Annotated in this window: 26 protein-coding genes; 7 read left to right on the forward strand and 19 right to left on the reverse strand. The window is 62.7% G+C overall.

The window, feature by feature from the left end; genetic code table 11:
- Nucleotides 1–259 precede the first annotated feature (259 nt).
- Complete coding sequence (locus ACW5W4_RS16695; protein ID WP_456690132.1) at nt 260–1,663, reverse strand: sigma-54-dependent transcriptional regulator; 1,404 nt, start codon at nt 1,661–1,663, stop codon at nt 260–262.
- A 151-nt stretch (nt 1,664–1,814) separates the two neighbouring features.
- Entirely contained in the window at nt 1,815–2,627 is an 813-nt protein-coding gene (fkpA, locus tag ACW5W4_RS16700; RefSeq protein ID WP_427262647.1) for an FKBP-type peptidyl-prolyl cis-trans isomerase, read from the reverse strand.
- Nucleotides 2,628–2,746: 119 nt separating this feature from the next.
- Here fkpA and ACW5W4_RS16705 point away from each other — a divergent pair, with 119 nt between their 5' ends.
- The gene (locus ACW5W4_RS16705; protein WP_456690133.1) at nt 2,747–3,715 is read left to right on the forward strand and encodes a WD40 repeat domain-containing protein; all 969 of its coding nucleotides are present in this window, start codon (nt 2,747–2,749) and stop codon (nt 3,713–3,715) included.
- Between the two features lie 14 nt (nt 3,716–3,729).
- Nucleotides 3,730–3,945, forward strand: coding sequence for a SlyX family protein (locus ACW5W4_RS16710; RefSeq protein WP_041995546.1), 216 nt, complete (start codon nt 3,730–3,732; stop codon nt 3,943–3,945).
- Between the two features lie 71 nt (nt 3,946–4,016).
- Here ACW5W4_RS16710 and ACW5W4_RS16715 read toward each other — a convergent pair whose 3' ends face one another.
- Together ACW5W4_RS16715 and ACW5W4_RS16720 are read right to left on the reverse strand one after the other, a co-directional pair.
- On the reverse strand, nt 4,017–4,640 hold the full coding sequence (locus ACW5W4_RS16715; protein WP_427262645.1) for an FKBP-type peptidyl-prolyl cis-trans isomerase: 624 nt from the start codon (nt 4,638–4,640) through the stop codon (nt 4,017–4,019).
- Between the two features lie 110 nt (nt 4,641–4,750).
- Nucleotides 4,751–4,957: a YheV family putative zinc ribbon protein gene (locus ACW5W4_RS16720; RefSeq protein ID WP_456690134.1), complete on the reverse strand. Its 207-nt coding sequence runs from the start codon at nt 4,955–4,957 to the stop codon at nt 4,751–4,753.
- A gap of 39 nt (nt 4,958–4,996) precedes the next feature.
- Here ACW5W4_RS16720 and ACW5W4_RS16725 point away from each other — a divergent pair, with 39 nt between their 5' ends.
- From ACW5W4_RS16725 to ACW5W4_RS16735, 3 genes are all read left to right on the forward strand, one after another.
- Nucleotides 4,997–5,662 (forward strand): hypothetical protein, encoded by a 666-nt coding sequence (locus ACW5W4_RS16725; protein WP_456690135.1) that lies wholly within the window; start codon nt 4,997–4,999, stop codon nt 5,660–5,662.
- Between the two features lie 132 nt (nt 5,663–5,794).
- Nucleotides 5,795–6,700 (forward strand): chemotaxis protein, encoded by a 906-nt coding sequence (locus ACW5W4_RS16730; protein ID WP_456690136.1) that lies wholly within the window; start codon nt 5,795–5,797, stop codon nt 6,698–6,700.
- A gap of 16 nt (nt 6,701–6,716) precedes the next feature.
- A complete protein-coding gene (locus ACW5W4_RS16735) occupies nt 6,717–7,679 on the forward strand; it encodes a hydrolase (protein ID WP_456690137.1) in 963 nt (320 codons plus the stop codon).
- A gap of 76 nt (nt 7,680–7,755) precedes the next feature.
- On the opposite strand, the gene rlmM is transcribed toward ACW5W4_RS16735, so the two are convergent.
- The 6 genes from rlmM to dinB form a co-directional block, all read right to left on the reverse strand.
- A complete protein-coding gene (gene rlmM / locus ACW5W4_RS16740) occupies nt 7,756–8,850 on the reverse strand; it encodes a 23S rRNA (cytidine(2498)-2'-O)-methyltransferase RlmM (protein ID WP_456690138.1) in 1,095 nt (364 codons plus the stop codon).
- Nucleotides 8,843–9,229 (reverse strand): DUF423 domain-containing protein, encoded by a 387-nt coding sequence (locus ACW5W4_RS16745; protein WP_408792560.1) that lies wholly within the window; start codon nt 9,227–9,229, stop codon nt 8,843–8,845. Before ACW5W4_RS16745 ends, rlmM begins: the two co-directional genes overlap by 8 nt.
- Before the next feature lie 31 nt (nt 9,230–9,260).
- Nucleotides 9,261–9,881, reverse strand: coding sequence for an alpha/beta family hydrolase (locus ACW5W4_RS16750; protein ID WP_456690139.1), 621 nt, complete (start codon nt 9,879–9,881; stop codon nt 9,261–9,263).
- Nucleotides 9,874–10,794 carry a transcriptional regulator GcvA gene (locus ACW5W4_RS16755; protein WP_005893350.1) on the reverse strand — a complete coding sequence of 307 codons (921 nt, stop codon included), beginning with the start codon at nt 10,792–10,794 and terminating at the stop codon, nt 9,874–9,876. Before ACW5W4_RS16755 ends, ACW5W4_RS16750 begins: the two co-directional genes overlap by 8 nt.
- A gap of 319 nt (nt 10,795–11,113) precedes the next feature.
- Nucleotides 11,114–13,255 carry a methyl-accepting chemotaxis protein gene (locus ACW5W4_RS16760; protein WP_456690140.1) on the reverse strand — a complete coding sequence of 714 codons (2,142 nt, stop codon included), beginning with the start codon at nt 13,253–13,255 and terminating at the stop codon, nt 11,114–11,116.
- Nucleotides 13,256–13,311: 56 nt separating this feature from the next.
- Complete coding sequence (gene dinB, locus ACW5W4_RS16765) at nt 13,312–14,376, reverse strand: DNA polymerase IV (protein WP_456690141.1); 1,065 nt, start codon at nt 14,374–14,376, stop codon at nt 13,312–13,314.
- 215 nt (nt 14,377–14,591) lie between these two features.
- Between dinB and ACW5W4_RS16770 the strand changes: the two genes are divergently transcribed.
- Nucleotides 14,592–14,816 (forward strand): hypothetical protein, encoded by a 225-nt coding sequence (locus ACW5W4_RS16770; protein WP_456690142.1) that lies wholly within the window; start codon nt 14,592–14,594, stop codon nt 14,814–14,816.
- A 58-nt stretch (nt 14,817–14,874) separates the two neighbouring features.
- Here the strand turns inward: ACW5W4_RS16770 and nqrM are convergent, their stop codons facing one another.
- From nqrM to ACW5W4_RS16815, 9 genes are all read right to left on the reverse strand, one after another.
- Nucleotides 14,875–15,099 (reverse strand): (Na+)-NQR maturation NqrM, encoded by a 225-nt coding sequence (gene nqrM / locus ACW5W4_RS16775; RefSeq protein ID WP_041993275.1) that lies wholly within the window; start codon nt 15,097–15,099, stop codon nt 14,875–14,877.
- Nucleotides 15,100–15,108: 9 nt separating this feature from the next.
- Complete coding sequence (locus ACW5W4_RS16780; protein WP_427262635.1) at nt 15,109–16,152, reverse strand: FAD:protein FMN transferase; 1,044 nt, start codon at nt 16,150–16,152, stop codon at nt 15,109–15,111.
- A gap of 3 nt (nt 16,153–16,155) precedes the next feature.
- Nucleotides 16,156–17,379, reverse strand: a complete 1,224-nt coding sequence (gene nqrF, locus ACW5W4_RS16785) for an NADH:ubiquinone reductase (Na(+)-transporting) subunit F (protein WP_456690143.1) — start codon at nt 17,377–17,379, stop codon at nt 16,156–16,158.
- 18 nt (nt 17,380–17,397) lie between these two features.
- Nucleotides 17,398–17,994 carry an NADH:ubiquinone reductase (Na(+)-transporting) subunit E gene (nqrE, locus tag ACW5W4_RS16790; protein WP_427262633.1) on the reverse strand — a complete coding sequence of 199 codons (597 nt, stop codon included), beginning with the start codon at nt 17,992–17,994 and terminating at the stop codon, nt 17,398–17,400.
- A 3-nt stretch (nt 17,995–17,997) separates the two neighbouring features.
- Complete coding sequence (locus tag ACW5W4_RS16795; protein ID WP_408747480.1) at nt 17,998–18,630, reverse strand: NADH:ubiquinone reductase (Na(+)-transporting) subunit D; 633 nt, start codon at nt 18,628–18,630, stop codon at nt 17,998–18,000.
- Nucleotides 18,623–19,411 carry a Na(+)-translocating NADH-quinone reductase subunit C gene (locus ACW5W4_RS16800; RefSeq protein WP_427262632.1) on the reverse strand — a complete coding sequence of 263 codons (789 nt, stop codon included), beginning with the start codon at nt 19,409–19,411 and terminating at the stop codon, nt 18,623–18,625. Before ACW5W4_RS16800 ends, ACW5W4_RS16795 begins: the two co-directional genes overlap by 8 nt.
- Nucleotides 19,401–20,630, reverse strand: a complete 1,230-nt coding sequence (locus tag ACW5W4_RS16805) for an NADH:ubiquinone reductase (Na(+)-transporting) subunit B (protein WP_456690144.1) — start codon at nt 20,628–20,630, stop codon at nt 19,401–19,403. The genes ACW5W4_RS16800 and ACW5W4_RS16805 overlap by 11 nt, the downstream gene beginning before the upstream one ends.
- 3 nt (nt 20,631–20,633) lie before the next feature.
- A complete protein-coding gene (locus ACW5W4_RS16810) occupies nt 20,634–21,977 on the reverse strand; it encodes a Na(+)-translocating NADH-quinone reductase subunit A (protein ID WP_456690145.1) in 1,344 nt (447 codons plus the stop codon).
- A gap of 422 nt (nt 21,978–22,399) precedes the next feature.
- On the reverse strand, nt 22,400–22,714 hold the full coding sequence (locus ACW5W4_RS16815) for a BolA family protein (protein ID WP_408792573.1): 315 nt from the start codon (nt 22,712–22,714) through the stop codon (nt 22,400–22,402).
- A 147-nt stretch (nt 22,715–22,861) separates the two neighbouring features.
- Here ACW5W4_RS16815 and ACW5W4_RS16820 point away from each other — a divergent pair, with 147 nt between their 5' ends.
- Nucleotides 22,862–24,004, forward strand: coding sequence for a methyltransferase (locus tag ACW5W4_RS16820; protein ID WP_456690146.1), 1,143 nt, complete (start codon nt 22,862–22,864; stop codon nt 24,002–24,004).
- Nucleotide 24,005 lies beyond the last annotated feature (1 nt).

The raw sequence follows: 24,005 nt of genomic DNA on the forward strand, positions 1-24,005 counted from the left end.
GGGGCTGAGCCGGCGCATGAGGCTGGGCAAACACTAACCCACGTCACCAACGCAGCGGGGCGGGCTGGTGGCCGCCCCGTACACAGGTTGATCTCCTCAGGATGGCGAATAAGGGCCGCCCTGGGGATATTGCCGTCACCACGGGCCCTGGCCCGCCACTCAGGCCTGGCTCGCCTCTTCCCGGTTCTGCTTATTGCGATAAATGGGTGGATTGGGGGACTGATCTCCGGCAGGGCAGCCCTGAGCCCAGGCCCACCACTCACGTCATAGTCGTCTCTTCCCAGCTCTGCTTCTTGCGATAGATGGTCGAGGGACTGATCTCCAGCAGGGCCGCCGCCTTGGGGATGTTGCCGTCACAGCTGGCGATGGCCTGCTCTATGGTCTCCTTCTCCACCAGCCAGAGCGGGCGGATCGGGGCATTCGCCTGGGCGGGGGCAGAGCCGTCGGTCGCGGCGCTCAGGGCGACGCCGGCCTGCAGGCTGCGCCCTCCGTTGAGGGGCGGCGGCAGTATGGCCGGGCTCACCAGCTCGCTGTCGTTGAGCACCACTATGTTGCGCACCACGTTTTGCAGCTCGCGCACGTTGCCGGGCCAGGGGTAATCGAGCAGCACCCGCGCCGCCTCGGCGTCGAAATCCTTGAAGCGCTTGTTCTCTTCCCTGGCGTAGCTCTGCAGCAGGTTGCGCGCCAGCAGCAGTATGTCCTCGCCACGCTCGCGCAGGGGGGGCAGGCTGAGGGGGATCACATGGAGTCGATAGTAGAGATCCTCGCGAAAGCGCCCCGCCTTCACCTCGGCCAGGGGATCTCGGTTGGTGGCGCAGACGAAACGCACATCCACCGTCTCCAGCTTGCCGCTGCCGACCCGTTGCAGGGTCCCGGTCTGGATGAAGCGCAGCAGCTTGCTTTGCAAGTCGAGATCCATCTCGCAGATCTCGTCCAGAAACAGGGTGCCACCATCGGCCAGGCTGGCGGCCCCCTTGCGATCCCCCTGGGCCCCGGTAAAGGATCCCTTCACGTGGCCGAAGATCTCGCTCTCCATCAAGTCATGGGGAATGGCGGCGCAGTTGAGGGCGATGAAGGGGCGCTCGCTGCGGGGGCTGCACTGGTGAATGGCCTCGGCGCACACCTCCTTGCCGGTGCCGCTCTCCCCCGTGATGAACACGGTCGCCTTGCTCGGCGCCGCGCTCTCTATGATGCGATAGACCGCCTGCATCGGCAGGGAGGCGCCGATGAAACCGGCGAAGGAGCTGCGCTCGAAGTTCTCCCGGTATTGGGCCACCAGGAAGCTGAGCTGCTGATGGTTGACGGCGTTGCGCACCGTGGCGCACAGCCGCTTGCCATCGAAGGGCTTGGTCAGAAAATCGAAGGCCCCCAGCCGCATCGCCTCCACCGCCACGTCCACCGAGCCGTGCGCCGTGATCACCACCACGGCGCTGGGCAGCTGCTGCTCGGTGATCTGCTGCAAGATGTCCATCCCGGACATGTCCGGCAGCTCCAGATCGAGCAGCACCACGGTCGGCGGCTGGGCCAGCATCAGCTCGATGGCCCGCTGCCCGCAGTCGGCGGACATGACCTCATACCCCTCCTGACGCAGGTACTGTTCATAGACCACGGCCAGGCTGCGGGTGTCTTCCACCAGCAGTACGCGAGGTTTGTTTTCCGCCACGGCGATTCATCCTTGCGATTGATTTGCTTATCTATTTTGCTGGGCTATCGCCACGGACTCAAGCCTGCGATCGCCTCTTTCTTGTACTCTGGCCGACCAGCACCCATAAAAACGGCCCCCGAAGGAGCCGTTTCGCCTCTTACCCGTCGCCTTACTGCTTGGCGGCGGCATCCCCTTCGGCGGCCGGCGCCTCGATGGCGAGCAGCTCGACATCGAATTCCAGCACGGCGTTGGCCGGGATGGAGCCGGCACCATGCTCGCCATAGGCCAGCTTGGAGGGCAGGAAAAACTTGAACTTGGAGCCAACAGGCATCAACTGAACCCCTTCGGTCCAACCCGGGATCACCTGGTTGAGCGGGAAGGTGGCCGGCTCGCCGCGATCGACGGAGCTGTCAAACTTGGTGCCGTCGATCAGGGTGCCGGTGTAGTGCACCTTGACCACGTCGGTGGCCTTGGGCTTGGCGCCCTCGCCCATCTTCTCGACCCGATACTGCAGGCCGGACTCGGTGCTCTTCACCCCTTCTTTCTTGGCGTTGGCGGCCAGGAACGCTTCACCCTTCTTCAGGTTCTCCTCGGCGTCCTTGTCGGCCTTGGCCTTGGTCAGCTCGTTGATCTTGGCGTCATAGGCCTGCAGTACCTTCTGGATCTCTTCATCCTTCATGTCCGCCTTCTTGTCCAGACCGTCGGTCACCCCCTTGAGGATGACGGCGTTATCCAGCTGGATACCGAGCTCTTGCTGACGCTCCAGAGTGTTGGCGATATAGCGACCCATGGAGAGGCCAATTGCATAACCAGATTGCTCCTCAAAGCTCTTGGCATCCGCCTTGGGCGCCTCTGCCGGCTGGCTGGCTTCTGCCTTGACCTCTGCGGTGTTGGTTGCAGCAGGTTTCTCATCTTTTTGGCAAGCAGTCAGACCAACGGCAACCGCCGCGGCCAGCAGGGACACCTTCAGAAAATTGTTCATCAGTTTCTCCAAAACTCTAAATACCGCTCTCGGTTCCTTCGTGAAATGAGAGGTTTATCGTGATAAGCGCCTTATACTAACGCCGGGATCCCAGGTAACGAAAGCATGAGACAGGAAAAATGATAAAAAGTGCCATTTATCTGATCGGGGTTTGTCTGATACTGACAGGCTGCGATGCCGAGCCCACCTCGGATCGCCAGATCCCCCTCTCCAGCGCCGGTGCGGTGAGCGCCGATCTGAGCCCGGATGGCAAGCTGGCCCTGGTCTCCAGCCTGGAGCAGGGCACCCTGGCCTGGGATCTGGAACACGACCGGCAGCTGTGGCGCTGGCGCCTGTCGGACAAGGCGCAGGAGCAGGTCTTCATCACCCGCTTCGGCCCGGGGGCCAGTCATGCGGTGATCGCGAGCCTGGAGACCTTCGCCATCTGGCGGCTCGACAACGGCCAGGCCCAGGGCTACTACTCCCTGCCCGAATCCAAACTGCGCGACATCGCCATCTCGAGCGATGGCCGCGCCGTGCTGATCGGCCGCGAGGATGGCAAGGCCGAGCTGGTGGACACCCAGAGCGGGCGCCGGATACAGTTTCTCGGCCATACCGAGCAGGTCAACAGCGTGGATCTCTCCCCCAATGGCCGCTACGCCCTGACCGGCGGCAACGACTACAGCGCCTACCTGTGGGATACCCAAAGCGGCCAAGTGCTGCATCGCTTCAATCACGAGGGCCGGGTGGTGATGGTACGTCTGGACGAGTCTGGCCGTTACGCCTTCACCGCCGACAGCCGCAGCGGCCGCATCTGGGATCTGGTCAGCGGCAAGGCCCTGAGCCGCCTCGACAAGTCATCCCGCTTCGAGGTCTACACCAGCGCCCGCTTCGCCAACCAGGGCAACTGGCTGATCACGGGCGCCCCGTCGCGCAAGCTCACCCTGTGGCGGGTCAAGGATGGCAAGGCCCTGGCCAACTGGCAGGTGGCTCCCCGCCCCGGGGTCAAACCGCCGAGCGCTGTGGTGTACGCCGCCGCTTTGCGCGACAATGGCCACCTCGTCAGCGCCAGCTCCAGCGGCCTGGCGGAAATCTGGACCATCAAGTAAGGACCTAAAGGCCCATGAGTCAGCAACTTAACGATCGCATCGAGACCCTGGAAAGCCGCCTCGCCTTCGCCGAGTACACGGTGGAGCAGCTCAATGACGAGGTCACCACCCAGGGCCGCGAACTGGATCGACTCAAGCACCAGATCCAGCTGCTGGTAGATAAACTGCAGGGCGTGCAGCCGAGCCAGATCGCCAGCATGGCCGAAGAGACGCCGCCACCCCACTACTGAGCCCGCCCCTTCGCCCAATAAAAAAACCCGCGTCTGTCGCGGGTTTTTTCATCATGGGACCAGGCCCGGGATCAGTGCTGGTGGCCCTTGCCACCGCAGCCGCCGCCACCGCAGCAACCGCCCTGCTCCTCGGCGTCATCATGGCTGTGGCCATGGTGACCGCCGCCACAGCAGCCGCCCTCATGATCATGGTCGTGATCATGGTGATGACCGTGGTCATGGCCGCAGCCACCGGCACCGTGCACATGGCCATGAGCCAGCTCTTCTGCGGTCGCGGCACGCACCTCTTTGACTTCCACCTTGAACGCCAGGGTCACGCCGGCCAGCGGGTGGTTGCCATCGACCTTGACGAAGGATTCGGAGACTTCCACCACGGTCACCGGGCGGTGGCCGTCGTCGGTCTCGGCGACGAACGTATCCCCTTCGGACACTTCCATGCCGTCGAACAGCTCGCCCGGCACTTCTTGTACCAGGGTCTCGTCGTATTCACCGTAAGCCTGGGCCGGTGCCAGGGTCACTTCGAAGGCATCGCCCACACTGCGCCCTTCCAGCTCGGCTTCGAGGCCGGAGACCAGATAGCGAGTGCCGTGCAGATAGACCAGAGGCTCCTTGCCGATGGTGCTGTCGATGACTTCACCGTGCTCGTCGGTGACCGTGTATTCCAGCGTAACTACGCTCAGGGGAGCTACTTTCATGTCAGTGATCCTGCGAATGAGAGAAAAAACCGCCCCAGAATACCCTAAAATGCGGGGCAAGCATATGGCGCGACCCGAGCCCGAGCCGAAGGGGCTGCGCCTGGGCGCCATCATTCCGGCCGGAAGACGCCGATCACCTGCTCCGCCTGACGGCTCGCCTCGGCCACCGCCTCCTGGGTCTGCACCTGGGTATCGCCACACTGGACGCAGGTCACCTTCTCGACTCCATGCTCCAGATACAGCATCATGGTGTCAATTTTGCCGCACGCCGGGCATGTCGCCCCGGCAATGAAGCGTTTTTTACGTCTGGTTTCCATTTTTGTTACCTCCGGGCAGCATCATATCAGGATTTACTCATGCATCACGCCATCGAATGTCAGCATTTTTCCCCCCGCTACCTGCACGCCGGTGCCCGCAAGCGAGCCCCCATGGGCCAGTTGCTGCATCTGGTTCAGGGGGCGGCCCTGCTGCGCCTTGGCCAGCATGAACTGCTGATCCCCGCGGGCAGCGCCTTCTGGCTGCCGGCCGAGGCGCTGGCGGCCTTCACCCCCCTGGCCGATTGCCGCTATGTCCGCGTGCGCTGCTCCCTGCGTCTGCCCCAACCGAGCCAGGCGGGCTGGCTGACGCCCGGCCCCCTGCTCAGCAGCCTGCTGGCGAGCCTGGCCGATTGGCAGCGACCACGGGAGTGGCAGGGCCCCTATGGCCAGCGGCTGCAGGTGATCCACGATGAGCTGCTGCATCATGCGCTCCAGCCTCAGGCCCATGGCGAGCTGCAGCTGGCCTGGCAGGCCCTGGCCCGGGGAGAGGAAGGGGCCGAGGCCGCCTGGAACCGGCTGGGCGGCGCCCTGGTCGATGCCGATGCCCTCGCCAGCCAGTGGCAGCTGGTGCAGGCCCTGCGCCTGCTCAAGGGGGGCAACAAGGCGGCCACCCTCGCCGGCAAGCTGGGCCTGGCCCCGGCGGCGCTGGAGCAGGCCAGCCAGCGCTGGCTCGGTTGCCCCCTCGCCGACGGCCAGCCTGGATGAGGGAGAACCCTGGCAGCGCCCAGGGAAGATTACAGATTTTCCGAGCGCGGTCGCTAACAGTGCAGGGCCATCTTGCATGAACCCGGGCCCGCACCGTTTTGCCCTTATTTTCTTGACCACAGGACTTTTGCCATGAAAAGCAAGGCCAACCAATCCCAGGGGATGTTGCTGTTTCACCTCGCCGCCCGACAGTCATTCGCCATCGGCACCCTCAAGGTGAAGGAGATAGTGCCCTATACCCGATTGACCGCCCTGCCCCACGCTCATCCGACCGTGCTCGGCGCCGCCAACATGCGCGGCACCACCATCCCCGTCATCGACATGGCGATGGCGGTGGGCTATCGACGCATCAGCGAGGAGGAGATGGCGAACTGCTTTATCATCATCACCGACTGTCGTCGTACCCTGGTGGGTTTTCTGGTGCGGGGCATTGACAAGATCACCGAGTGCAACTGGCGCGACATAGAGCCCCCTCCCGCGGCCCTTGGCAACAATGTGTTCGTGACCGGGGTGACCCGGGTGGGGGATCAGCTGATCCAGCTGCTCGATGTGGAGCTGATCCTGTCGCGGGTCTATCCGGACGACCCCAGCCACCTCTACCCCGTGCTGACCGACGTGCAGCGCGAGCGCATCAAACCGATGCGGATCCTGCTGGTGGACGACTCCGCGGTGGCCCGCAAGCAGCTCACCGCCGCCCTGGATTACATCAACATCCCCTATGAGGTGTGCACCAATGGCCGGGATGCCCTGACCCTGATGCAGGAGCGCGCCAGCCAGGGCACCCCCATCGACATCCTGGTGAGCGACATAGAGATGCCGGGGCTCGATGGTTACGAGCTGGCATTCGAGGCCCAGAATGATGCCCGCCTGGCCCGGGCCTACATCATCCTGCACACCTCGCTGTCGAGCGAGATCAGCGTCGAGCAGGCCCATCAGGTCGGTGCCCACGAGGCGCTCACCAAGTTCGAGGCCAATGAACTGGTCCAGGCCATGTTGCGCGGCGCCGAGCATCATGACAGCCTGGTGAACCAGCCCTGAGCCGGCCGGGATCAAGATGCTGACCGAGAGCCATTTTCGCGCCCCCTGGTGGGCCCGCAACCCCCACCTGCAGACCATATTGCCCAAGTGGCTGCGCCGCAGGCCGGCGCGCTACGTCGCCGAGCGTTTCGAGCTGGCGGACGGCGACTTCGTCGATCTCGCCTGGAGCGGCCCCATCAGCCCGGATGCCCGCCCGCTCATCGTGCTGTTTCACGGGCTGGAGGGCAGCGTGGAGTCCCACTATGCCCGCGGCATGCTGCAACACCTGCAACGTCGGGGCGACCAGGCGGTGCTGATGCACTTTCGCGGCTGCAGCGGCGAGCCCAACCGTCATCTGGGGGCCTATCACTCGGGCGCCATCGAGGATGCCCAGGCCCTGATCGCCGAACTCGCCCGCCGCTTCCCGGGCAAGCCGCTGCTGGCGGTGGGTTACTCCCTGGGGGGCAACATGCTGGTCAACCTCCTGGCCCGGGCCTGCCCTCCCGCCCTCAAGGCGGCGGCCGTGATCTCGGCCCCCATGCGGCTCGATGCCTGTTCGCACCGGATCAATCAGGGCTTTTCCAGGGTCTATCAGCGCTACCTGCTCGGCACCATGCGCGCCCACCTGCTGCGCAAGCTGGCGCGCCATCCCCAGGCCCCGTTTCGGGCCAGGGACATCAGGGCCATTCGCACCCTGCACGAGTTCGACCAGAAGGTGACGGCTCCCCTGCACGGATTTGACAGCGCCGAGCACTACTATCAGAGCTGCTCCGGGCTGTCGCTGCTGGCCCGGATCCCGGTGCCGACCCTGATCCTCCACGCCGCCGACGATCCCTTCATGACCCGGGAGGTGATCCCGCGCCCGGAGCAGCTCTCACTCCAGGTGCGTTATGAGCTGAGCCAGCAAGGCGGCCATGTGGGCTTCGTCTATGGTCCCCCCTGGCGACCCCGCTTCTGGCTGGAGGAGCGGCTCGGCCAGTGGCTCGACGAGCAGGAATAGCAGTACTCTCCCAGGAGCAATGCAAAAGACCGGCTCGCGCCGGTCTTCTTGTTTCTGTCTTCTCGGGGTGTCGCCGTCAGATCTTCTCTTCGAGCTTGGAGACCCAGTACTTGTTGTAGACGTGCACCGTGATCTCTTCCCTGTCGTGATAGAGCTGCTTGGCCTGGATCACGAAGGCGTTGTCGATCTGCTTGAGCAGATCCCGCAGCACCTCTATGTTGTGCACCGCCTCGGCATAGCGCTTCTTCATCGGCAGCTTGAGGTTGAACATGGCCTCCTGGCAGTCCCCTTCCCGGAACCAGTCCGCGATCATGTGGGTCACCCGCGCCGGCTTCTCCACCATGTCGCACACCAGCCAGTAGATGTTCTTCTTGCCGGGACGCCAGACGAAACCGTCGTCACGCAGGTGCTTCACCTGGCCCGTCTCCATCAGGGAGGGCGCCATGGTGCCGTTGTCCACCGCAGTCACCATCATGCCGCGACGCACCAGCTGATAGGTCCAGCCGCCGGGGCAGGCCCCCAGATCCACCGCCTTCATGCCGGAGGTGAGACGACGGCTCCACTCCTCCTTGGGCACGAACACATAGAAGGCCTCTTCCAGCTTGAGGCTGGAGCGGCTCGGTGCATCGGCCGGGCAGCGCAGGCGCGGTATGCCCATGTGGAATTCGGAGTTGTTGAAGGAGTAGGAGTAGCCCAGCAGCAGGTGATCGTTGGCCATGAAGAAGGCATGGAACACGGGGCGGTTGCCTGTCTCCTTCTTGGTCAGGATCTCGTTGCTGCGCAGGGCCTGGCGCAAGGGGACGGTGAACTTGCGGCAGAAGGCCGACAGCTCTTTCGCCTCGTTGGTATCGGCGGTTTCCACCCGCAGATCGCCACAGATGGTGTAATCACGGGCCGCTTCGATGATGGGGGAGATCCGATCCGCCACGTCCAGGTCCTTCAGTTCGTGGGTCACCACCAGCATCTGACGGATGAAGATGAGCTCACGGAACGGCAGCTTGCGCGCCAGCAGATCGGCCTGCTCCTCGTCATACAACTCGTATATCACGTAACCGCTGTCGTCCTTGACCCGGGCGAAACCGTAGCATTGCATGTTACTGGCACGCTCGGTGATCTCTGCCGCCGCCTCTTTCTCAAAACCGGGGCGGCAATAAAGCAGCAGATTATTCATTTTTTCCTCCAAGACGACAGCCCACCCAGACAAGGGCGGCCCATCCCAACATAAAACAGAGGCCACCGGCCGGGGTCACAAGCCCCAGCCCCTTGCTGCCAAGCAGCACCATGGCATAAATACTGCCGGAGAATCCCAGGATCCCCAGCGTGAACGCAACGCCCGCCACCGTCACGGCACGGCGGCGCGGTGCACACCAGCCCAGCATCAGCAGGGCCAGGGCATGAAAGAACTGATAGTTGACCGCGCTATGATACGCCGCCAGCTTGGCCGGCGTGACGCCGCTCGCCGCCAGGCCATGGGCACCATAGGCCCCCAGCATGGTTGCCGTCAGGCCAAACAGGCCGGCGAGCACCAACCAGACAGGATGAGTTCGCATCCAGACACTCCTTCTCGACAGGGAAAACGGATCAGATGGCCCCTGCCCCGATGAAGGCCCTGATATGGGCCGCCGCCTGCGCCAGGTTGTCCGACTCGGTCAAACCGCTCGCCTTGCGCGGCTTGAAACCGTGATCGCCATCGGTCAGCCAGCGCACATCGACCTTGGCACAGAAGGGAAAATCGGCCAGCTCGAGGCGGCTGCCGAAGCTGTCGCGCTCCCCTTGCAGCAGCAGGGTTGGCGTCGCGATCGTCTTGAGCACCTCGCCGCGCCAGGCATCGGGCTTGGCGGGAGGGTGGAAAGGATACCCGAGAACGAGCAATCCTGCAGCATTCACCTCATCGGCTATCTCGGCCGCCATCCGTCCCCCCATGGATTTGCCGGCCAGATAGAGCCGGGGATGGGCAAACTCGCGCACCATCTGGCGCCAATGATCCAGCAAGACCGGCTGCCGGTCCGGCGGCCTGCGCCTGCCGTCCTGGGCGCGCTTGTCCATGTAGGGGAAATTGAAGCGAATCACCTCAAGCTCGGGCCCCGCCAGCCGCCGTGACAGCTCGGCGAGAAAGGCGTGCTCCATGCCGGCGCCGGCGCCATGGGCCAGCAGGATGCGCACCGGGGCGTCCGCCGCCCCCTCCCGGATCGGATCAGGCATCGGCCAGCCTCGCCCGGCGACGGGCCTCTTCCTGCTCCACCAGCTCCAGCATCCAGTCGCGAAACGCCACTATCTTGCCCTGATCCGCCTGCTGCTCCTGACACACCAGGTAGAAGGCATTCTTGCTCACCAGCACCTGCTCGAACGGACAGATGAGGCGCCCTGCCTCGATCTCGGGCTGAGCCAGCACGCTGTGGCCGAGCGCCACCCCCTGACCATGGATCGCCGCCTGGATCACCATGGTGGAGTGGCTGAAGATGGGCCCCTGGTTGACGTTGGGCGCATCGATGTCGAGCTGGCGAAACCAGGCCTTCCAGTCGCGGCGGGAGGTGTCGTGCAGCAGGGTGTGACGGGTCAGATCCTCCGGGGTGCGCAGCGGCTTGGGGCCGGTCAGCAGCAGGGGGGAGCAGACGGGGATCAGGTATTCGGTGTGCAGCTTGTCACAGCGCAGCCCAGGCCAGTTGCCGCGGCCGTAGTAGATGGCCACGTCCACGTCATCGGTGAGGGCCCCCTCGTCCATGTCCACCGCCTTGATGCGCACGTCTATGTCGGGGTGGCGCTCGCTGAAACGCACCAGCCGCGGCACCAGCCACTGGATGGCGAAGCTCGGCTGCAGGGAGACGGTGAGGGCCCCCTTGGCGCTGCGGGCCAGCAGCTTGTCGGTGGCCTCCGAGATGGAGGCGAAGATGTCCTTGATGTCGAGGAAGTAGCCTTGCCCCTCCTCGGTCAGCAGCAGGGAGCGGTTCTTGCGCCGAAACAGCTTGATGCCAAGGTACTCTTCCAGCGCCTTGATCTGGTGGCTGATGGCAGCCTGAGTCACGAACAGCTCTTCGGCTGCCCGGGTAAAACTTAAGTGGCGCGCCGCCGCTTCGAAAGCCTTGAGCGCATTGAGCGGGGGTAAACGACGAGACATGACACCAGCCAACGATGAGTTTTTCTAATGGACGGCATTATAATTTGTCGGTTGCGGGCCGACCAGCGAATAAACATAATTCGCCCCGCAATCCGTTGTCATATGGCTCACTTTTTCTGCTCCGTGTGGTTCACATGTGCTTTTTGAGCCGGCTTCCGATTGTGGTGTTGTGTTTCTTCCTCTGCGGGAAGAGGGGTTTTGGCCGCAAGGTTTTGACCCAGTCTGTCATCTGAATGTGTTTGGCGCCTCCCATGGATGGCGCCTTTTTTTGTTGAAAAAATAATGGATTGGCTCCCCATGGTCCGCCGGGGTGCCGCCGTCACACCTTGAACTGACCGACCAGCTGCTGCTGTTGATCCGCCAGGGCGGCCAGGGCCCGGCTGTTTTGGGCCGCGCTCGCCGCCTGCTCGCGAATGCGGTGACTCACGTCGCGAATGTTGCTGACGTTACGGTTGATCTCATCGGCCACGCCGCTCTGTTCCCCCGCCGCCCTGGCTATCTGCTCGTTCATCTGGTGTATGGTGCCCACCGCATAGATGATCTGCTCGAGTACCCGCACCGAGGAGTCCACCTTGCCCAGGGTGAGATCCGCCTGGCTGTGACCGCTCATGATCGCCTTGACCACCCCCTGCGTGCCCGATTGCAGCTGATGGATGAGGGCCTGGATCTCGACGATGGCATTCTGGGTGCGACCGGCCAGGTTGCGCACCTCGTCTGCCACCACGGCGAAACCGCGCCCCTGCTCCCCGGCCCGCGCCGCCTCGATGGCGGCATTGAGAGCCAGCAGGTTGGTCTGCTCGGCGATGCTCTGGATCACGGTGAGAATGTCGTTGATGTTCTCGCTGTTGGCCGACAGTCGCTCCACCTCCGGCTTGGCCTCGCTGATCACCGCCATCAGCCTGGCCATGGCCTCCTGGGTATCGGCCACCACGAACTTGCCCTCCTGGGCGGCGCTGTCGGCCTCATCGGCCGCCGCCACCGCCGCCCTGGCATGGCCCGAGACCTGCAGAGCGGTGGCGCTGAGCTCCTCGAAGGCGGTCGCCACCAGATCCACCTCCTGGTACTGGGCCTGCATCCCCTCGCTGGTGCTGTCAGCCACCACGGCGGCCTCGGCGGCACTGGCCCGGGTGCCGCCCACCGTGGTGATGATGTCGCCTATGGTGACCTGCAGCTTGTCGAGGAAACCGTTGAAACCATCGGCCAGCTCGCCAATCTCGTCACTGCGCTGGATATCGATGCGCTGGGTGAGGTCCCCTTCCCCCGAGGCGATGTCCTTGAGTCGCGCCACCACGGCGCGGATGGGGGCCACGATGCGATGGGCCATCCACCAGATAAACAGCAGGGCCCCCAGGGTGATGGCCCCCCCGACCCCGAGCTGAGACCAGACGCTGTTCCTGGCCTGGGCCGCCAGCTCTCCTTGCAGCTGGTTGGCCGAGGCCAGCACCACGGCGCGGGGCAGATCGATATAGATGCCCCAGCGCTGGGAGGTGCCGCGCATGGCGACCGGCATGAAGCTCTGCAGGCTGGCGCCATCCTGGCTCCACTGGGTGAGGGGCTGGCCCTGACGCAACCAGCCACCGATCTCGGTCAGCAGTGCCTGATCCTGGGCGCCGGGCACCTCCCCGGGGCGGATGTCAAACCCGGCAGCGCCCGCCACCCGGCCACCCTGGCTCAGCAGCAAGATACGCCCCTGGCCCTGATAGAGGGTCTGCTCCATCTCGTGCACCAGCGTCTGCAACCTGGCCAGGGAGATGTCCATGCCGACCATGCCAAGCAAGGCCCCCTCTTCGCGCAGCGGCGTGGTGACCGAGGTCATCAGCACCTGCTCGCCCCCCACGTCGTCCAGATAGGGCTCGAGCAGGCAGAGCGCCTGCTCCCGCAGGCTGCAGCGATACCACTCATTCTGGGGCGTGCCGAACTCATCCGGGCTGGCATCATTGAGGGTCGCCTCGTCCATCACCTCCAGGCTCACCTTGTCCCCCACATGGGCCCAGTAGCTGGAGAAGCGCCCCTTGTCGTTGGAACCCAGCTCGGTCGAGCCCTGGTAGTTGGCATCTTCCCCATCCAGTTGATCCGGCTCGAAGATGGCGTAGGCGCCGATGAGGTTCGGGGAGTGGGTGACCGCGCTGTGCAGCTGCTGGTTGATGGCGCCACGCAGCGCCTCGGAGTGGGTGAAGTTGTCGGCGGCGTTCTGGCGCTGGAACAGCAGGCTCTGGGCCAGCAGGGTGGCCCTGAAGTAGGCTTCGTCCAGATAGCTGGTGATCCTGGCCGCCTGCTCGGAGCCCATGGCCTGCATCCAGCGGGTGGCAGCGAGCTCGGCCTCCGTGGTGGTGGATCTCATCACCTCCTCTTGCATGCGCGAACCGGTGTAGAGGGAGGAGACCACCAGGGTGGCGGCACTCAGCAACAGGGAGCAGCCCGCAATCAGGGTAATGCGCCCCTGGACCGAGAGAGAAAACATGCGAAAGATCCTTTTAGTGCAGTCGTCTTCAGGTTATCGGTGGCAACAACAAAAACTTAACCTCCCGTATCGAGATCCAGGCTGAGCTGGTTCACCTCTCCCTCCCTCGGCAGGCCCACCACCAAACCCAGGAGCCGTATGGGTTTTCCCTCCGCCCGTGCCAAGCCTTCATGGAGCAGATCGTGGAACAGGGTGGCCGAGTAGCCACCGTGGCTGCGGTAGACGCTGGTCTGCTGGAAATCGGCAAACTTGAGCTTGATCCCCTGCCCCATGATCTGGTCGGCCGGGCAACGCTGGCCAAAGCGCAGCTCCAGTTCGGGGATGAGTCGGCTGAGCACGGCCCAGCAGGCCGCCTCGTCATGGACATCCGCGTCCAGGGTGGTTTCCACCCCTATGGTCTTGCGCACCCGGGTCGGCTGCACCTGGCTGTCGTCGTGCCCCCAGATCCGCTCGGCCAGCATGGCCCCCAGCTTGCCAAAGCGCCCCTTGAGCTCCTCGTCACTGAGCTGGCGCGCATCCTCGCACAGATAGAGTCCCTGCAACTCGAGCCGCTCCGCCGTCTTGCGCCCTATCCCCGGGATCTTGCCAAGGGGCAGGTTGCGCACGAACTCATCCACCTCCTGGGGGGCGATGACGAAGAGGCCATCCGGCTTGCGGCGCTCGCAGGCGAGCTTGGCCAGAAACTTGTTGGGCGCCACCCCGGCCGAGGCGGTCAGCCCCAGCTCGGCTTTGATGGCGGCGCGGATTTCCGTCGCCATCAGGGTCGCGCTGCCGCCGCAGTGGGGGCTGGCGCTCACATCCAGATAGGCTTCATCCAGGGAGAGGGGCTCCACCAGATCCGTGTAGCGGTGGAAGATGGCCTGGATCCGGGTCGAGGTCTCCTTGTAGAGGGCCATCCGTCCCGGCAGCAGCACCAGGGGCGGACAGAGCTTGCGCGCCAGGGCGGTGGGCATGGCAGAGCGCACCCCGAAGCGGCGCGCCACATAGTTGCAGGTGGAGATGACCCCCCGCCGGTCCGCCGCGCCGCCGATGGCCAGCGGCACCTCCCGCAGGGCCGGGTTTTCGCGCATCTCGACGGCGGCGAAGAAACAATCCATATCGATGTGAATGATCTTGCGCATGACACTGTACAAATAAACAGTTGATAACCCCATGCTACCCCAGCGCGCCCCTGGATGCCATGCCGGATCCGCGCATGACGCGACCTGGGATGCCCCAATCCCTTCCCCTCGTGCCGGCGCGGCTCAGGAGAGCCCCATTCAGGGGGCCATAGGGGAACCACGGATGCCAGTGAACTAGTCTGCAAGACGCGACAAGGGAAGATTCGGGAGGCGATATGAAGAGAGGATGGCAATATCGGGGGCTGATCGCGGGCTTGTTGCTCTGGCCCATGCTGGGGAGTGCCAAGCTGCATCCCACCGCCGAGTGCCGCTGGTTGCACGACAGGATACTCATACTCAAGCAGAGCATTGCCAGGGGAGATACCCTGGGCACCCGGGAAGAACTGGCCCGCTGGCAGCGGGAGTACCGGGAGAAGGGGTGCACCCGCTACGACTACTGACGGGGCTCCGGCCCTAGGGGTCAAAAAGCCAGGCCATCCGGAGATGGCCTGTTTGCAATCAGATGATCCTGTGCTCTTCCAGCATCTTGCGGCGAGCCTCTTCCTTGGCCATCTTCTGCTTGCGATTGTCGCAGGGTTCCGGACAGTCGCACTCCTTCTCTATCCCTATGGTGCCAAGGCCGCCACAGGAGCCGGAGATGCTCTTCTTCTGGAAGATGTAACCGATGGCCATGCCGACCACCACCAACAGAAACACCCCGAAGGTGATCAGAAAAATCTGCATATTCAATCCTTACCCCTGATTGCGGGTCAGAAATGGCTGGAAGGCGGGAGAGTAAGTCTCCTCGAACCCTTCATCCGTCTTGGTCACCATGAAGATGGCCAGCCCCTGTTCGGTGGCATAGGCCATGCCCTTCTCGGGCCCCATCACGGTCAGCGCCGTGGCCAACCCATCTGCGGTCATGCAGGAGGGGTGGACCACTGTCACCGACACCAGTCGATGGTGGATGGGCTTGCCGGTGGCGGGATCTATGGTATGGGAGAAACGCTGACCATCCATCTCGTAATAGTTGCGATAATCCCCCGAGGTGGCAACCCCGTTGTCACCGACCTGGATCACCTCCTGTACCGAGCCCAGATTGGCGGTCGGCTTCTCGATGGCGACGCGCCAGGGGTGACCCTTGCCGTTGACGCCATTGAGGCGTAGCTCGCCGCCTATCTCCACCAGGTAGTTGCGCGAGCCCCTGGCTTCCAGGTACTCGGCCACCTTGTCCACCCCGAACCCCTTGGCGATCGAGGAGAGATCCACATAGAGATCCGGGATGTCCTTTTGCAGGGTATCGGCATCGGCCGAGGTGATCACGTGCAGATTGCCCAACCCCGTCTTCTGCCGGGTCTGGGCGATCAGCTCGTCGGACGGCACCTTGGTCGGCCGCTTGTCCGGGCCAAAGCCCCACAGGTTGACCAGGGGGCCCACGGTCACGTCCAGCGCGCCCCGGGTCTCGCGGCCCAGATGGAGGGACTCGGTCACCACGCGGGCGGTATCGCGAGAGACCACCACGGGCCGGTTGTCACGGCTCTGGTTGAAACGCGACAGCTCGGACTCGGGCCGGTAGGTGGACATCTGATCGTTCACCCGCTCCAGCAGCGCATCGACCTCGGCCTGGAAACCGGCTTCGTCCTGGATGGCATCGTCCGCCACCTTGATGGAGTAGTAGGTGCCCATGGTGCTGCCGGTGATGTGGATCTCCGGATGGGTCTTGACGTTCTCCTGGCCGCACCCCGCCAAGAAAAAGGCTAGCCCGAAGGCTAGCCAGGTCTTTACAACACTGTGCATGGATTAACCACCAAAGTCATCCAGGAGGATGTTTTCGTCTTCAACGCCGAGGTTTTTCAGCATGTTGATGACGGCCGCGTTCATGACGGGAGGCCCACACATGTAGAACTCGCAATCTTCCGGCGCCTCATGGTTCTTGAGGTAGTTCTCGAACAAGACGTTGTGGATGAAGCCGGTGTAGCCATCCCAGTTGTCTTCCGGTTGCGGATCCGACAGGGCGACGTGCCACTGGAAGTTGTCGTTCTCGGCGGCCAGCATGTCGAAGTCTTCGACATAGAACATCTCGCGCTTGGAACGGGCACCGTACCAGAAGCTCATCTTGCGACTGGTCTTCAGGCGACGCAGCTGGTCGAAGATGTGGGAGCGCATCGGCGCCATGCCGGCACCACCACCGATGAACACCATCTCGGCGTCGGTGTCCTTGGCGAAGAACTCGCCGAACGGACCCGAGATGGTCACCTTGTCCCCGGCCTTGAGGCTGAAGATGTAGGAGGACATCTGGCCGGGAGGAGCGGTCCAGTTGCTGGGGGGCGGGGTCGCGATCCGCACGTTCAGCATGATGATGCCGAACTCTTCCGGATAGTTCGCCATGGAGTAAGCACGAATGATCGGCTCCTTCACGGTGGACTCCAGATCGAAGATCTTGAAGCGATCCCAGTCACCACGATACTCCTCGGGAATATCGAAGGTGTTGTACTTGACGTGGTGAGCCGGGGCTTCGATCTGGATATAACCACCGGCGCGGAACGGCACGCTCTCGCCATCGGGGATCTGCAGCTTGAGCTCCTTGATGAAGGTGGCCTTGTTGTCATTGGAGATGACGGTACATTCCCACTTCTTCACCCCGAAGATCTCTTCCGGCAGTTCGATGTCCATGTCGGAACGTACGGTGACCTGGCAGGCCAGACGCTCGCCATGACGGGCCTCGCCCTTGCTGATGTGATCCAGCTCGGTCGGCAGAATGTCGCCGCCACCGGATTTCACCCGCACCTTGCACTGACCGCAGGAGCCGCCGCCGCCGCAGGCGGAGGAGACGAAGATACCGCTGCCGGCCAGCACGCCGAGCAGCTTGCCACCCGCCGGGCTGGTGACAGCCTTGGCCGGGTCGCCGTTGATGCTGATTGTCACGTCACCCGCGGTCACCAGCTTGGACTTGGCGAACAGAATGACTGCCACCAAGGCCAGCAGGATCACGGTGAACATGACCACACCCAGAATAATTTCCATTTATGATTCCTTTTCCGATTACAGGGAAATACCAGAGAAGGACATAAAGCCCAGCGCCATCAGACCCGCGGTGATGAAGGTGATGCCCAGACCGCGCAGGCCGTCCGGCACATCGGAGTACTTCATCTTCTCGCGGATCCCCGCCATCGCCACGATGGCCAGCATCCAACCGGCACCCGAGCCCACGCCATAGACCACAGACTCCACGAAGTTGTAGTCACGCTGCACCATGAAGGAGACGCCACCGAAGATGGCGCAGTTCACCGTGATGAGCGGCAAGAAGATGCCGAGCGCGTTGTAGAGGGCCGGGAAGTACTTGTCCAGGGCCATCTCCAGGATCTGTACCAGGGCCGCGATCACACCGATGAAGGTGATGAAGCTCAGGAAGCTCAAGTCCAGACCGGAGACCAGGGCACCGTCTTTCAACACGAAGTTGTAGATCAGGTTGTTGGCCGGTACGGCGATGGTTTGCACCACAACCACGGCAATGCCCAGACCCATGGCAGTCTTGACCTTCTTGGATACCGCCAGGAAGGTACACATGCCCAGGAAGAAAGAGAGGGCCAGGTTTTCGATGAAAATCGAACGAATCAACAGACTCAGATAATGTTCCATACCTTAATCCTTCGCCTCCACCTGCTTGGGATCCTTGGTGCGCACGCCCCAGATGATCAGACCAATGATGAAGAATGCACTCGGCGGCAGCAGCAGCAGGCCGTTGGGCACATACCAGCCACCATTGTTTACCAGCGGCAGCAGCTCGATGCCGAACCAGGTGCCCGAGCCCAGGATCTCGCGCACGGTGGCCACGGTCAGCAGCACGGCGCCATAGCCCAGGCCGTTGCCGATACCGTCCAGGAAGGAGGGCAGCGGGGCACTCTTCATGGCGAAGGCTTCGGCACGACCCATCACGATACAGTTGGTGATGATGAGGCCGACGAACACCGACAGCTGCTTGGAGATGTCATAGGCATACGCCTTGAGCACCTGGTCAACCACGATAACCAGGGATGCGATGATCGCCATCTGGGCGATGATGCGCACGCTGTTGGGGATCTGGTGACGGATCAGAGAGATGAACAGGTTGGAGAAGGCGGTGACCGACATGACCGCCAGGGTCATGACGAACGCCGTCTTCATCTGGCTGGTAACGGCCAGGGCGGAACAGACACCCAGCACCTGCAAGGCGATGGGGTTGTTACCGAGCACCGGCGTCAACAGCAGTTTTTTCATTGCGCTATTGTCAGCCATTGTTGAGTTCTCCTGCGCGGATCTTGGCAAGGAAAGGACCGAAGCCCTGGGGGCCCATCCAGAAATCGAACGAGTGCTGGACACCGTTGCTGGTCAGGGTGGCACCGGAGAGACCGTCGATCTCGTGCTCGGAACCTTCAGGGGCATGGCCCTTGATCACCCGCAGCGCAGGTTGGCCGGCCTGATCGAACAGCTTCTTGCCGACGAACAGCTCGCGCCAGGCCGGGTTCTCGACCTCACCGCCCAGACCCGGGGTTTCACCCTGGTCATAGTAGGTGATGCCCTTGATGGTCTGGCCATCGGCCGCGACGGCGACGAAGGCATACATGGTGGACCACAGACCCTGGCCGTACACCGGCAGGATGATGTTGTCGACCTTGCCTTCGCTGTCTTTGGCGAAGAACACCGGCATCAGCTTGGAGATCTGACGGATACCGGCCTTGTCGTCGGCAGGCGCCAGACGAGTGCTTTCGGCCGGGTTCTTGGCTGCCAGCTTGAAATCGAAGCCGTCGGCGTCGCCGTCAACGAATTCGCCCGTGGTCAGGTCGACCAGGCGCGCTTCAATCTTGTCACCATACAGCTTGCCGAGTTCGCTCTTGGCGATGCTGGCGGTATCGATGCCGGCAACGGAGAGGATGTTGCTCTGCTTGTCCAGCGCCTTGTTCAGCTGCTGGGCCGGACGCAGACCCACGGCGGCCACGGAGACCACGATGGAGCAGACCAGGCACAGGCCCGCCACTATGCTGACGGTACCGACGGTTGAATCTTTATTAAACGCCACGACTGATCCTCCGCTTGATGTTCGCCTGCGCCACGAAATGGTCAAACAAGGGGGCAAACAGGTTCGCAAACAGAATGGCCAACATCATGCCTTCCGGGAAGGCGGGGTTCACAACACGGATCAGCACCACCATGAAACCGATCAGGGCGCCGTACCACCACTTGCCCTTGTTGGTAAAGGAAGCGGAGACGGGATCGGTCGCCATGAAGGCCATGCCGAAGGCAAAACCACCCAGCACCAGGTGCCAGTGCCAGGGCATGCTGAACATGGGGTTGGTGTCGGAGCCGATGACGTTGAACAGCAGGGAGGTCACCACCATGCCGATCATGACGCCGGCGATGATGCGCCAGGAGGCGATCCGCATGTAGACGATCATGGCCGCGCCGACGAGGATCATCAGGGTGGAGACTTCACCGATGGAGCCAGGCAGGTTGCCGAGGAAGGCATCCATCCAGCTTATGGCCTGACCGGTGGCACCGTTGATCAGTGCCATCTGGCCACCTTGAGACCATTGGCTCAGGGCGGTTGCGCCGGAGAAGCCGTCAACGGCCACCCAGACGGCGTCGCCGGAGATCTGGCTCGGGTAGGCGAAGAACAGGAAGGCACGACCCGCCAGGGCCGGGTTCAGGAAGTTCTTGCCGGTACCACCGAACACTTCCTTGGCCATGACCACACCGAAGGTGATACCCAGGGCGGCTTGCCACAGGGGCAGCTCGGGCGGCACTATCAGGGCGAACAGGATGGAGGTCACGAAGAAGCCTTCGTTGATCTCGTGCTTGCGGATCATGGCGAACAGCACTTCCCAGAAACCACCGACGATGAAGACGGTGATATAGATGGGGAAGAAGTGTGCCGCACCGATCAGCATCTTGCTGCCGACGCCGGCGACCGCCGGATCCAGTGAGGCCCCCAGCAGGGTGGCCAGGCCATATTGCCAGGAGGCGGCACCGGCGGCGGAGCCGAGGTGCGCGATGGCGGCGATGGCCTGGTTGCCGACGTTGAACATGCCCCAGAACATGGCCGGGAACACAGCCAGCCACACCATGATCATCATGCGCTTCAGATCGAGCGCATCACGGACGTGGGCGGCGTTACGGGTTACCAAACCCGGGGTATAGAAGATGGTGAAGGCCGCCTCGTACAGGGCGTAGTACTTCTCGTACTTGCCACCCGGCTCGAAGTGGTGTTCCATCTTTTCAAGAAATTGCTTGAAACTCATCGCTTAACCTTCCAGTTCGATCTTGGTCAGGCACTCACGCAAGATGGGGCCGTACTCTGTCTTGCCGGGGCAGACAAAGGTACAGAGCGCCAGATCTTCCTCATCCAACTCCAGGCAACCGAGCGCTTGTGCGCTGTCGGTGTCACCGGAGACCAGATCCCGCAGCAGCAGGGTCGGCAGGATGTCCAGCGGCATCACGCGCTCATAGTTGCCGATAGGCACCATGGAACGATCACTGCCGTTGGTGGTGGTGGTGAAATTGATCAGCTTGCCCTTCACCAGGTGAGACAGGGTGGTGCGGGTGATGGAGAACTTGCTGGCGCTGGGGTTGATCCAGCCCAGGAACTCCTTCTCGCGCCCTTCACCCAGTACGCAGACCTGATTGTGGTAACGACCCAGATAGTCGTGCGCCTCATCGGTCTTGGCACCGCTGAGCAGGGAACCGGAGATGATACGGTTCTCGTCGGCACGCAGCTCGTTGTTGGTCAGCTGGCTGATGCAGGCACCCTGACGGGTACGCAGCAGACGCGGCTTGACCACGTTCGGGCCGGCCAGGGCGATCACCTTGTCGGTGAAGATCTGGCCAGTGGTGAACAGCTTGCCGAATGCGATCACATCCTGATAGTTGATGTGCCACTGGATCTTGTGGCTGCCAACCGGATCGATGAAGTGAATATGGGTACCCGGCAGACCCGCGGGGTGAGGACCAACGAAGACCTCTTCCTGGACTTGCGCGACGGAAGCCTGCGGCAGACTGCCTTCGCCCTTGCACACATACACCTTGCCATCCGTCAGGCGGCTGAGCAGGGTCAGACCGTCGATGAAGGCCTGGGATTGCTCCTTGATGATGAGCTCGGCACTGGCGGCCAGCGGGTTGGAGTCCATGGCGGTCACGAAGATCGCGCGGGGCTCGGAACCGACGGCGGGCACCTTGCTGAAGGGGCGGGTACGCAGCGCAGTCCATTGACCTGACTCGACCAGGATCTCTTGCACCTTGCTGCGCTCGAGCTTGACCAGCTCGGCGGAGGCAAAGTGCTCAAAGGTCACCTGCTCGTCAGACCCATCGATGTCGATGACCACGGATTGCAGAATGCGTTTGGCACCACGGTTGATCTCTGAAACTACGCCGGTGGCGGGAGCCGTGAATTTAACGCCAGGGTTCTTCTTGTCCTCGAAGAGCGCCTGACCTTTAATGACGCGATCCCCTACTTTGACAAACATAGTAGGTCGCATCCCCACGAACTCTTCGCCCAGTGTAGCAACACGGGTGATGGCCGGGCCATCGTAGATTACTTGCTCTGGCGCACCCAGCACGGGGATGTCCAGTCCTCTTTTAATTGTAATCATACTCACTTGCACTACCGTTACGGGGAGAGAGAATGGTTAGCGCCGAGAAATACATCACGACGAGTTGTTGAACACACGCGGCACATGGCTAGCTGAATACAAACAAACAACAAATCAGCAACATACAGGGTGTTTCAAAAGCGCTTGAGTTTACCACTTCCGGCTTGATGACTGCCACGCCAAATGGGGAAAATTAACCCCCTATCACAAAATTAGCTTGGGCTGGTGCCCGGCCCGTCGGCATGAAAATCCCGTATGCCGCCGCCGCCGGGATGAAGTACCACCTAAGGGGTATTTACCGAAATCGCGCCGGCAAGATTAGAAAAATTGATGGCGTAGCGTCCAAAAAACGCTCGATAAAATGGCAAGGGGTGACCGCGATGTTAAAAGAACATCACAGCGCCCCGGGCCGCGCCCTGGGTTTATTGGGGGCCCAGCTTGCTGACGCAGCCTGGGGTGCGCGGCGCCATCCCCTTTTGCTGCCACTCCTCGGCCGTATAAGTATGCAGTGCCAGTGCATGAACCGGGCCAGCCAACAGCTCCGCCAGCAACTGGTTGATCTGGCGATGACGGGCGATGAGGCGCTGGCCGACGAAGGCCTCGCTCACGACGATCACCTTGAAGTGGCTCTCGGCCCCCGGCTCGGTGCGGTGCATGTGGCTCTCGTTGAGCACCTCCAGGTGGCTGGGTGACAGGGCCTCGCTGAGGCGGGCCTGGATGGTCTCTTGCATCTTCATGGGGAACTCCGACAGAGGGAAAGGATATGGGCCCTCATTCTATCGGCTTTGAGGAGCAGGGAGAACTTGCACGGCGGGGCGATTGGTGAATCGGGGCGCCGCCGCTAGAATAGCGCCATCCGATCCAGCCGTGAGACAAAGAGTTCGATGCAGACCCACCTCGAGACAGACCATTGCCGCCTGACCCTGCTGCGCTACCCGCGCCAGGCGCAGGATCCCCTGCAGGCCTGGGATGCCGCCGATGAGTACCTGATCCAGCACCTGACCGAGCAGCCTCCGACCGGCAGCGGCCCCGTCATCATCATGAATGACAGCTTCGGCGCCCTGGCCGCCTTCCTCCACGGCCATCAGCCCCTGTGCGTCACCGACTCCTTCGTCAGCGAGCAGGGCACCCTGGCCAACCTGGCGGACAACGGCCTGGATCCGGCCGGCATTCGCATTCAGGACGCCCTGGCGCCGCTGCCCGAGGCACCGTCTCTGGTGATCATCAAGGTATCCAAGTATCAGGCCCTGCTCGAACAGCAGCTGCTGGCCCTGCGCGCCGTGGTCACCCCGGCGACCCGCATCCTGGCCGCCGGCAAGGCCAAGGAGATCCACAGCTCCACCCTCAGGCTGTTCGAACACTATCTGGGGGAGACCCGCACGTCGCTCGCCTGGAAGAAGGCGCGCCTCATTCACTGCACCGTCGCCAGCGCCCCCGCCGAGCGCCCTCCCCTGGTCGATCCCTTCCCGACCGTCTGGCCCCTGGAGGGGAGCGGGATGCAGATCCACAACCACGCCAACGTCTTCTCGCGCACCAGCCTGGATATAGGCGCCCGCTTCATGCTGGCCAACCTGCCCATTCACAGCGCCCGCAAGGTGATCGATCTGGGCTGTGGCAATGGGGTGCTCGGCCTCTCCCTGCTGGCGCGAGACAGCGAGGTGGAGGTGACCTTCATCGACGAATCCTACATGGCGGTGGCCTCGGCCCGGCTCAACGTCCAGCACAATCTGCCAGATGCCTTGCCGCAGGCCCACTTCCTGGTCAACAACTGCCTGGACGGCCTGCCGAGCGGCTATGCGGACCGCATCCTCTGCAATCCGCCGTTTCACCAGTTGCAGGCAATCACGGACCATATCGCCTGGCAGATGTTCCAGGATGCCCACAGGGTCTTGCCCAAAGGGGGCGAGCTCTGGATAGTGGGCAACCGCCATCTGGACTATCACCACAAGCTCAAGCGACTGTTTGCCAATGCGCAAGTCGTTGCATCCAATAATAAATTCGTTATTTTGAAAGCCATCAAACGCTAGA

The organism is Aeromonas crassostreae (assembly GCF_054052445.1).

What these genes read in the sequence shown, in the direction of transcription:
- nqrF (WP_456690143.1), bottom strand. Translation starts at nt 17,379, where the DNA reads ATGGAAATTATTCTGGGTGTGGTCATGTTCACCGTGATCCTGCTGGCC.
- ACW5W4_RS16810 (WP_456690145.1), bottom strand. Translation starts at nt 21,977, where the DNA reads ATGATTACAATTAAAAGAGGACTGGACATCCCCGTGCTGGGTGCGCCA.
- ACW5W4_RS16815 (WP_408792573.1), bottom strand. Translation starts at nt 22,714, where the DNA reads ATGAAGATGCAAGAGACCATCCAGGCCCGCCTCAGCGAGGCCCTGTCA.
- ACW5W4_RS16795 (WP_408747480.1), bottom strand. Translation starts at nt 18,630, where the DNA reads ATGGCTGACAATAGCGCAATGAAAAAACTGCTGTTGACGCCGGTGCTC.
- nqrE (WP_427262633.1), bottom strand. Translation starts at nt 17,994, where the DNA reads ATGGAACATTATCTGAGTCTGTTGATTCGTTCGATTTTCATCGAAAAC.
- ACW5W4_RS16705 (WP_456690133.1), top strand. Translation starts at nt 2,747, where the DNA reads ATGATAAAAAGTGCCATTTATCTGATCGGGGTTTGTCTGATACTGACA.
- ACW5W4_RS16805 (WP_456690144.1), bottom strand. Translation starts at nt 20,630, where the DNA reads ATGAGTTTCAAGCAATTTCTTGAAAAGATGGAACACCACTTCGAGCCG.
- nqrM (WP_041993275.1), bottom strand. Translation starts at nt 15,099, where the DNA reads ATGCAGATTTTTCTGATCACCTTCGGGGTGTTTCTGTTGGTGGTGGTC.
- ACW5W4_RS16780 (WP_427262635.1), bottom strand. Translation starts at nt 16,152, where the DNA reads ATGCACAGTGTTGTAAAGACCTGGCTAGCCTTCGGGCTAGCCTTTTTC.
- ACW5W4_RS16750 (WP_456690139.1), bottom strand. Translation starts at nt 9,881, where the DNA reads ATGCCTGATCCGATCCGGGAGGGGGCGGCGGACGCCCCGGTGCGCATC.
- ACW5W4_RS16710 (WP_041995546.1), top strand. Translation starts at nt 3,730, where the DNA reads ATGAGTCAGCAACTTAACGATCGCATCGAGACCCTGGAAAGCCGCCTC.
- ACW5W4_RS16820 (WP_456690146.1), top strand. Translation starts at nt 22,862, where the DNA reads ATGCAGACCCACCTCGAGACAGACCATTGCCGCCTGACCCTGCTGCGC.
- rlmM (WP_456690138.1), bottom strand. Translation starts at nt 8,850, where the DNA reads ATGAATAATCTGCTGCTTTATTGCCGCCCCGGTTTTGAGAAAGAGGCG.
- ACW5W4_RS16745 (WP_408792560.1), bottom strand. Translation starts at nt 9,229, where the DNA reads ATGCGAACTCATCCTGTCTGGTTGGTGCTCGCCGGCCTGTTTGGCCTG.
- ACW5W4_RS16770 (WP_456690142.1), top strand. Translation starts at nt 14,592, where the DNA reads ATGAAGAGAGGATGGCAATATCGGGGGCTGATCGCGGGCTTGTTGCTC.
- ACW5W4_RS16755 (WP_005893350.1), bottom strand. Translation starts at nt 10,794, where the DNA reads ATGTCTCGTCGTTTACCCCCGCTCAATGCGCTCAAGGCTTTCGAAGCG.
- ACW5W4_RS16725 (WP_456690135.1), top strand. Translation starts at nt 4,997, where the DNA reads ATGCATCACGCCATCGAATGTCAGCATTTTTCCCCCCGCTACCTGCAC.
- dinB (WP_456690141.1), bottom strand. Translation starts at nt 14,376, where the DNA reads ATGCGCAAGATCATTCACATCGATATGGATTGTTTCTTCGCCGCCGTC.
- fkpA (WP_427262647.1), bottom strand. Translation starts at nt 2,627, where the DNA reads ATGAACAATTTTCTGAAGGTGTCCCTGCTGGCCGCGGCGGTTGCCGTT.
- ACW5W4_RS16730 (WP_456690136.1), top strand. Translation starts at nt 5,795, where the DNA reads ATGAAAAGCAAGGCCAACCAATCCCAGGGGATGTTGCTGTTTCACCTC.
- ACW5W4_RS16715 (WP_427262645.1), bottom strand. Translation starts at nt 4,640, where the DNA reads ATGAAAGTAGCTCCCCTGAGCGTAGTTACGCTGGAATACACGGTCACC.
- ACW5W4_RS16720 (WP_456690134.1), bottom strand. Translation starts at nt 4,957, where the DNA reads ATGGAAACCAGACGTAAAAAACGCTTCATTGCCGGGGCGACATGCCCG.
- ACW5W4_RS16735 (WP_456690137.1), top strand. Translation starts at nt 6,717, where the DNA reads ATGCTGACCGAGAGCCATTTTCGCGCCCCCTGGTGGGCCCGCAACCCC.
- ACW5W4_RS16760 (WP_456690140.1), bottom strand. Translation starts at nt 13,255, where the DNA reads ATGTTTTCTCTCTCGGTCCAGGGGCGCATTACCCTGATTGCGGGCTGC.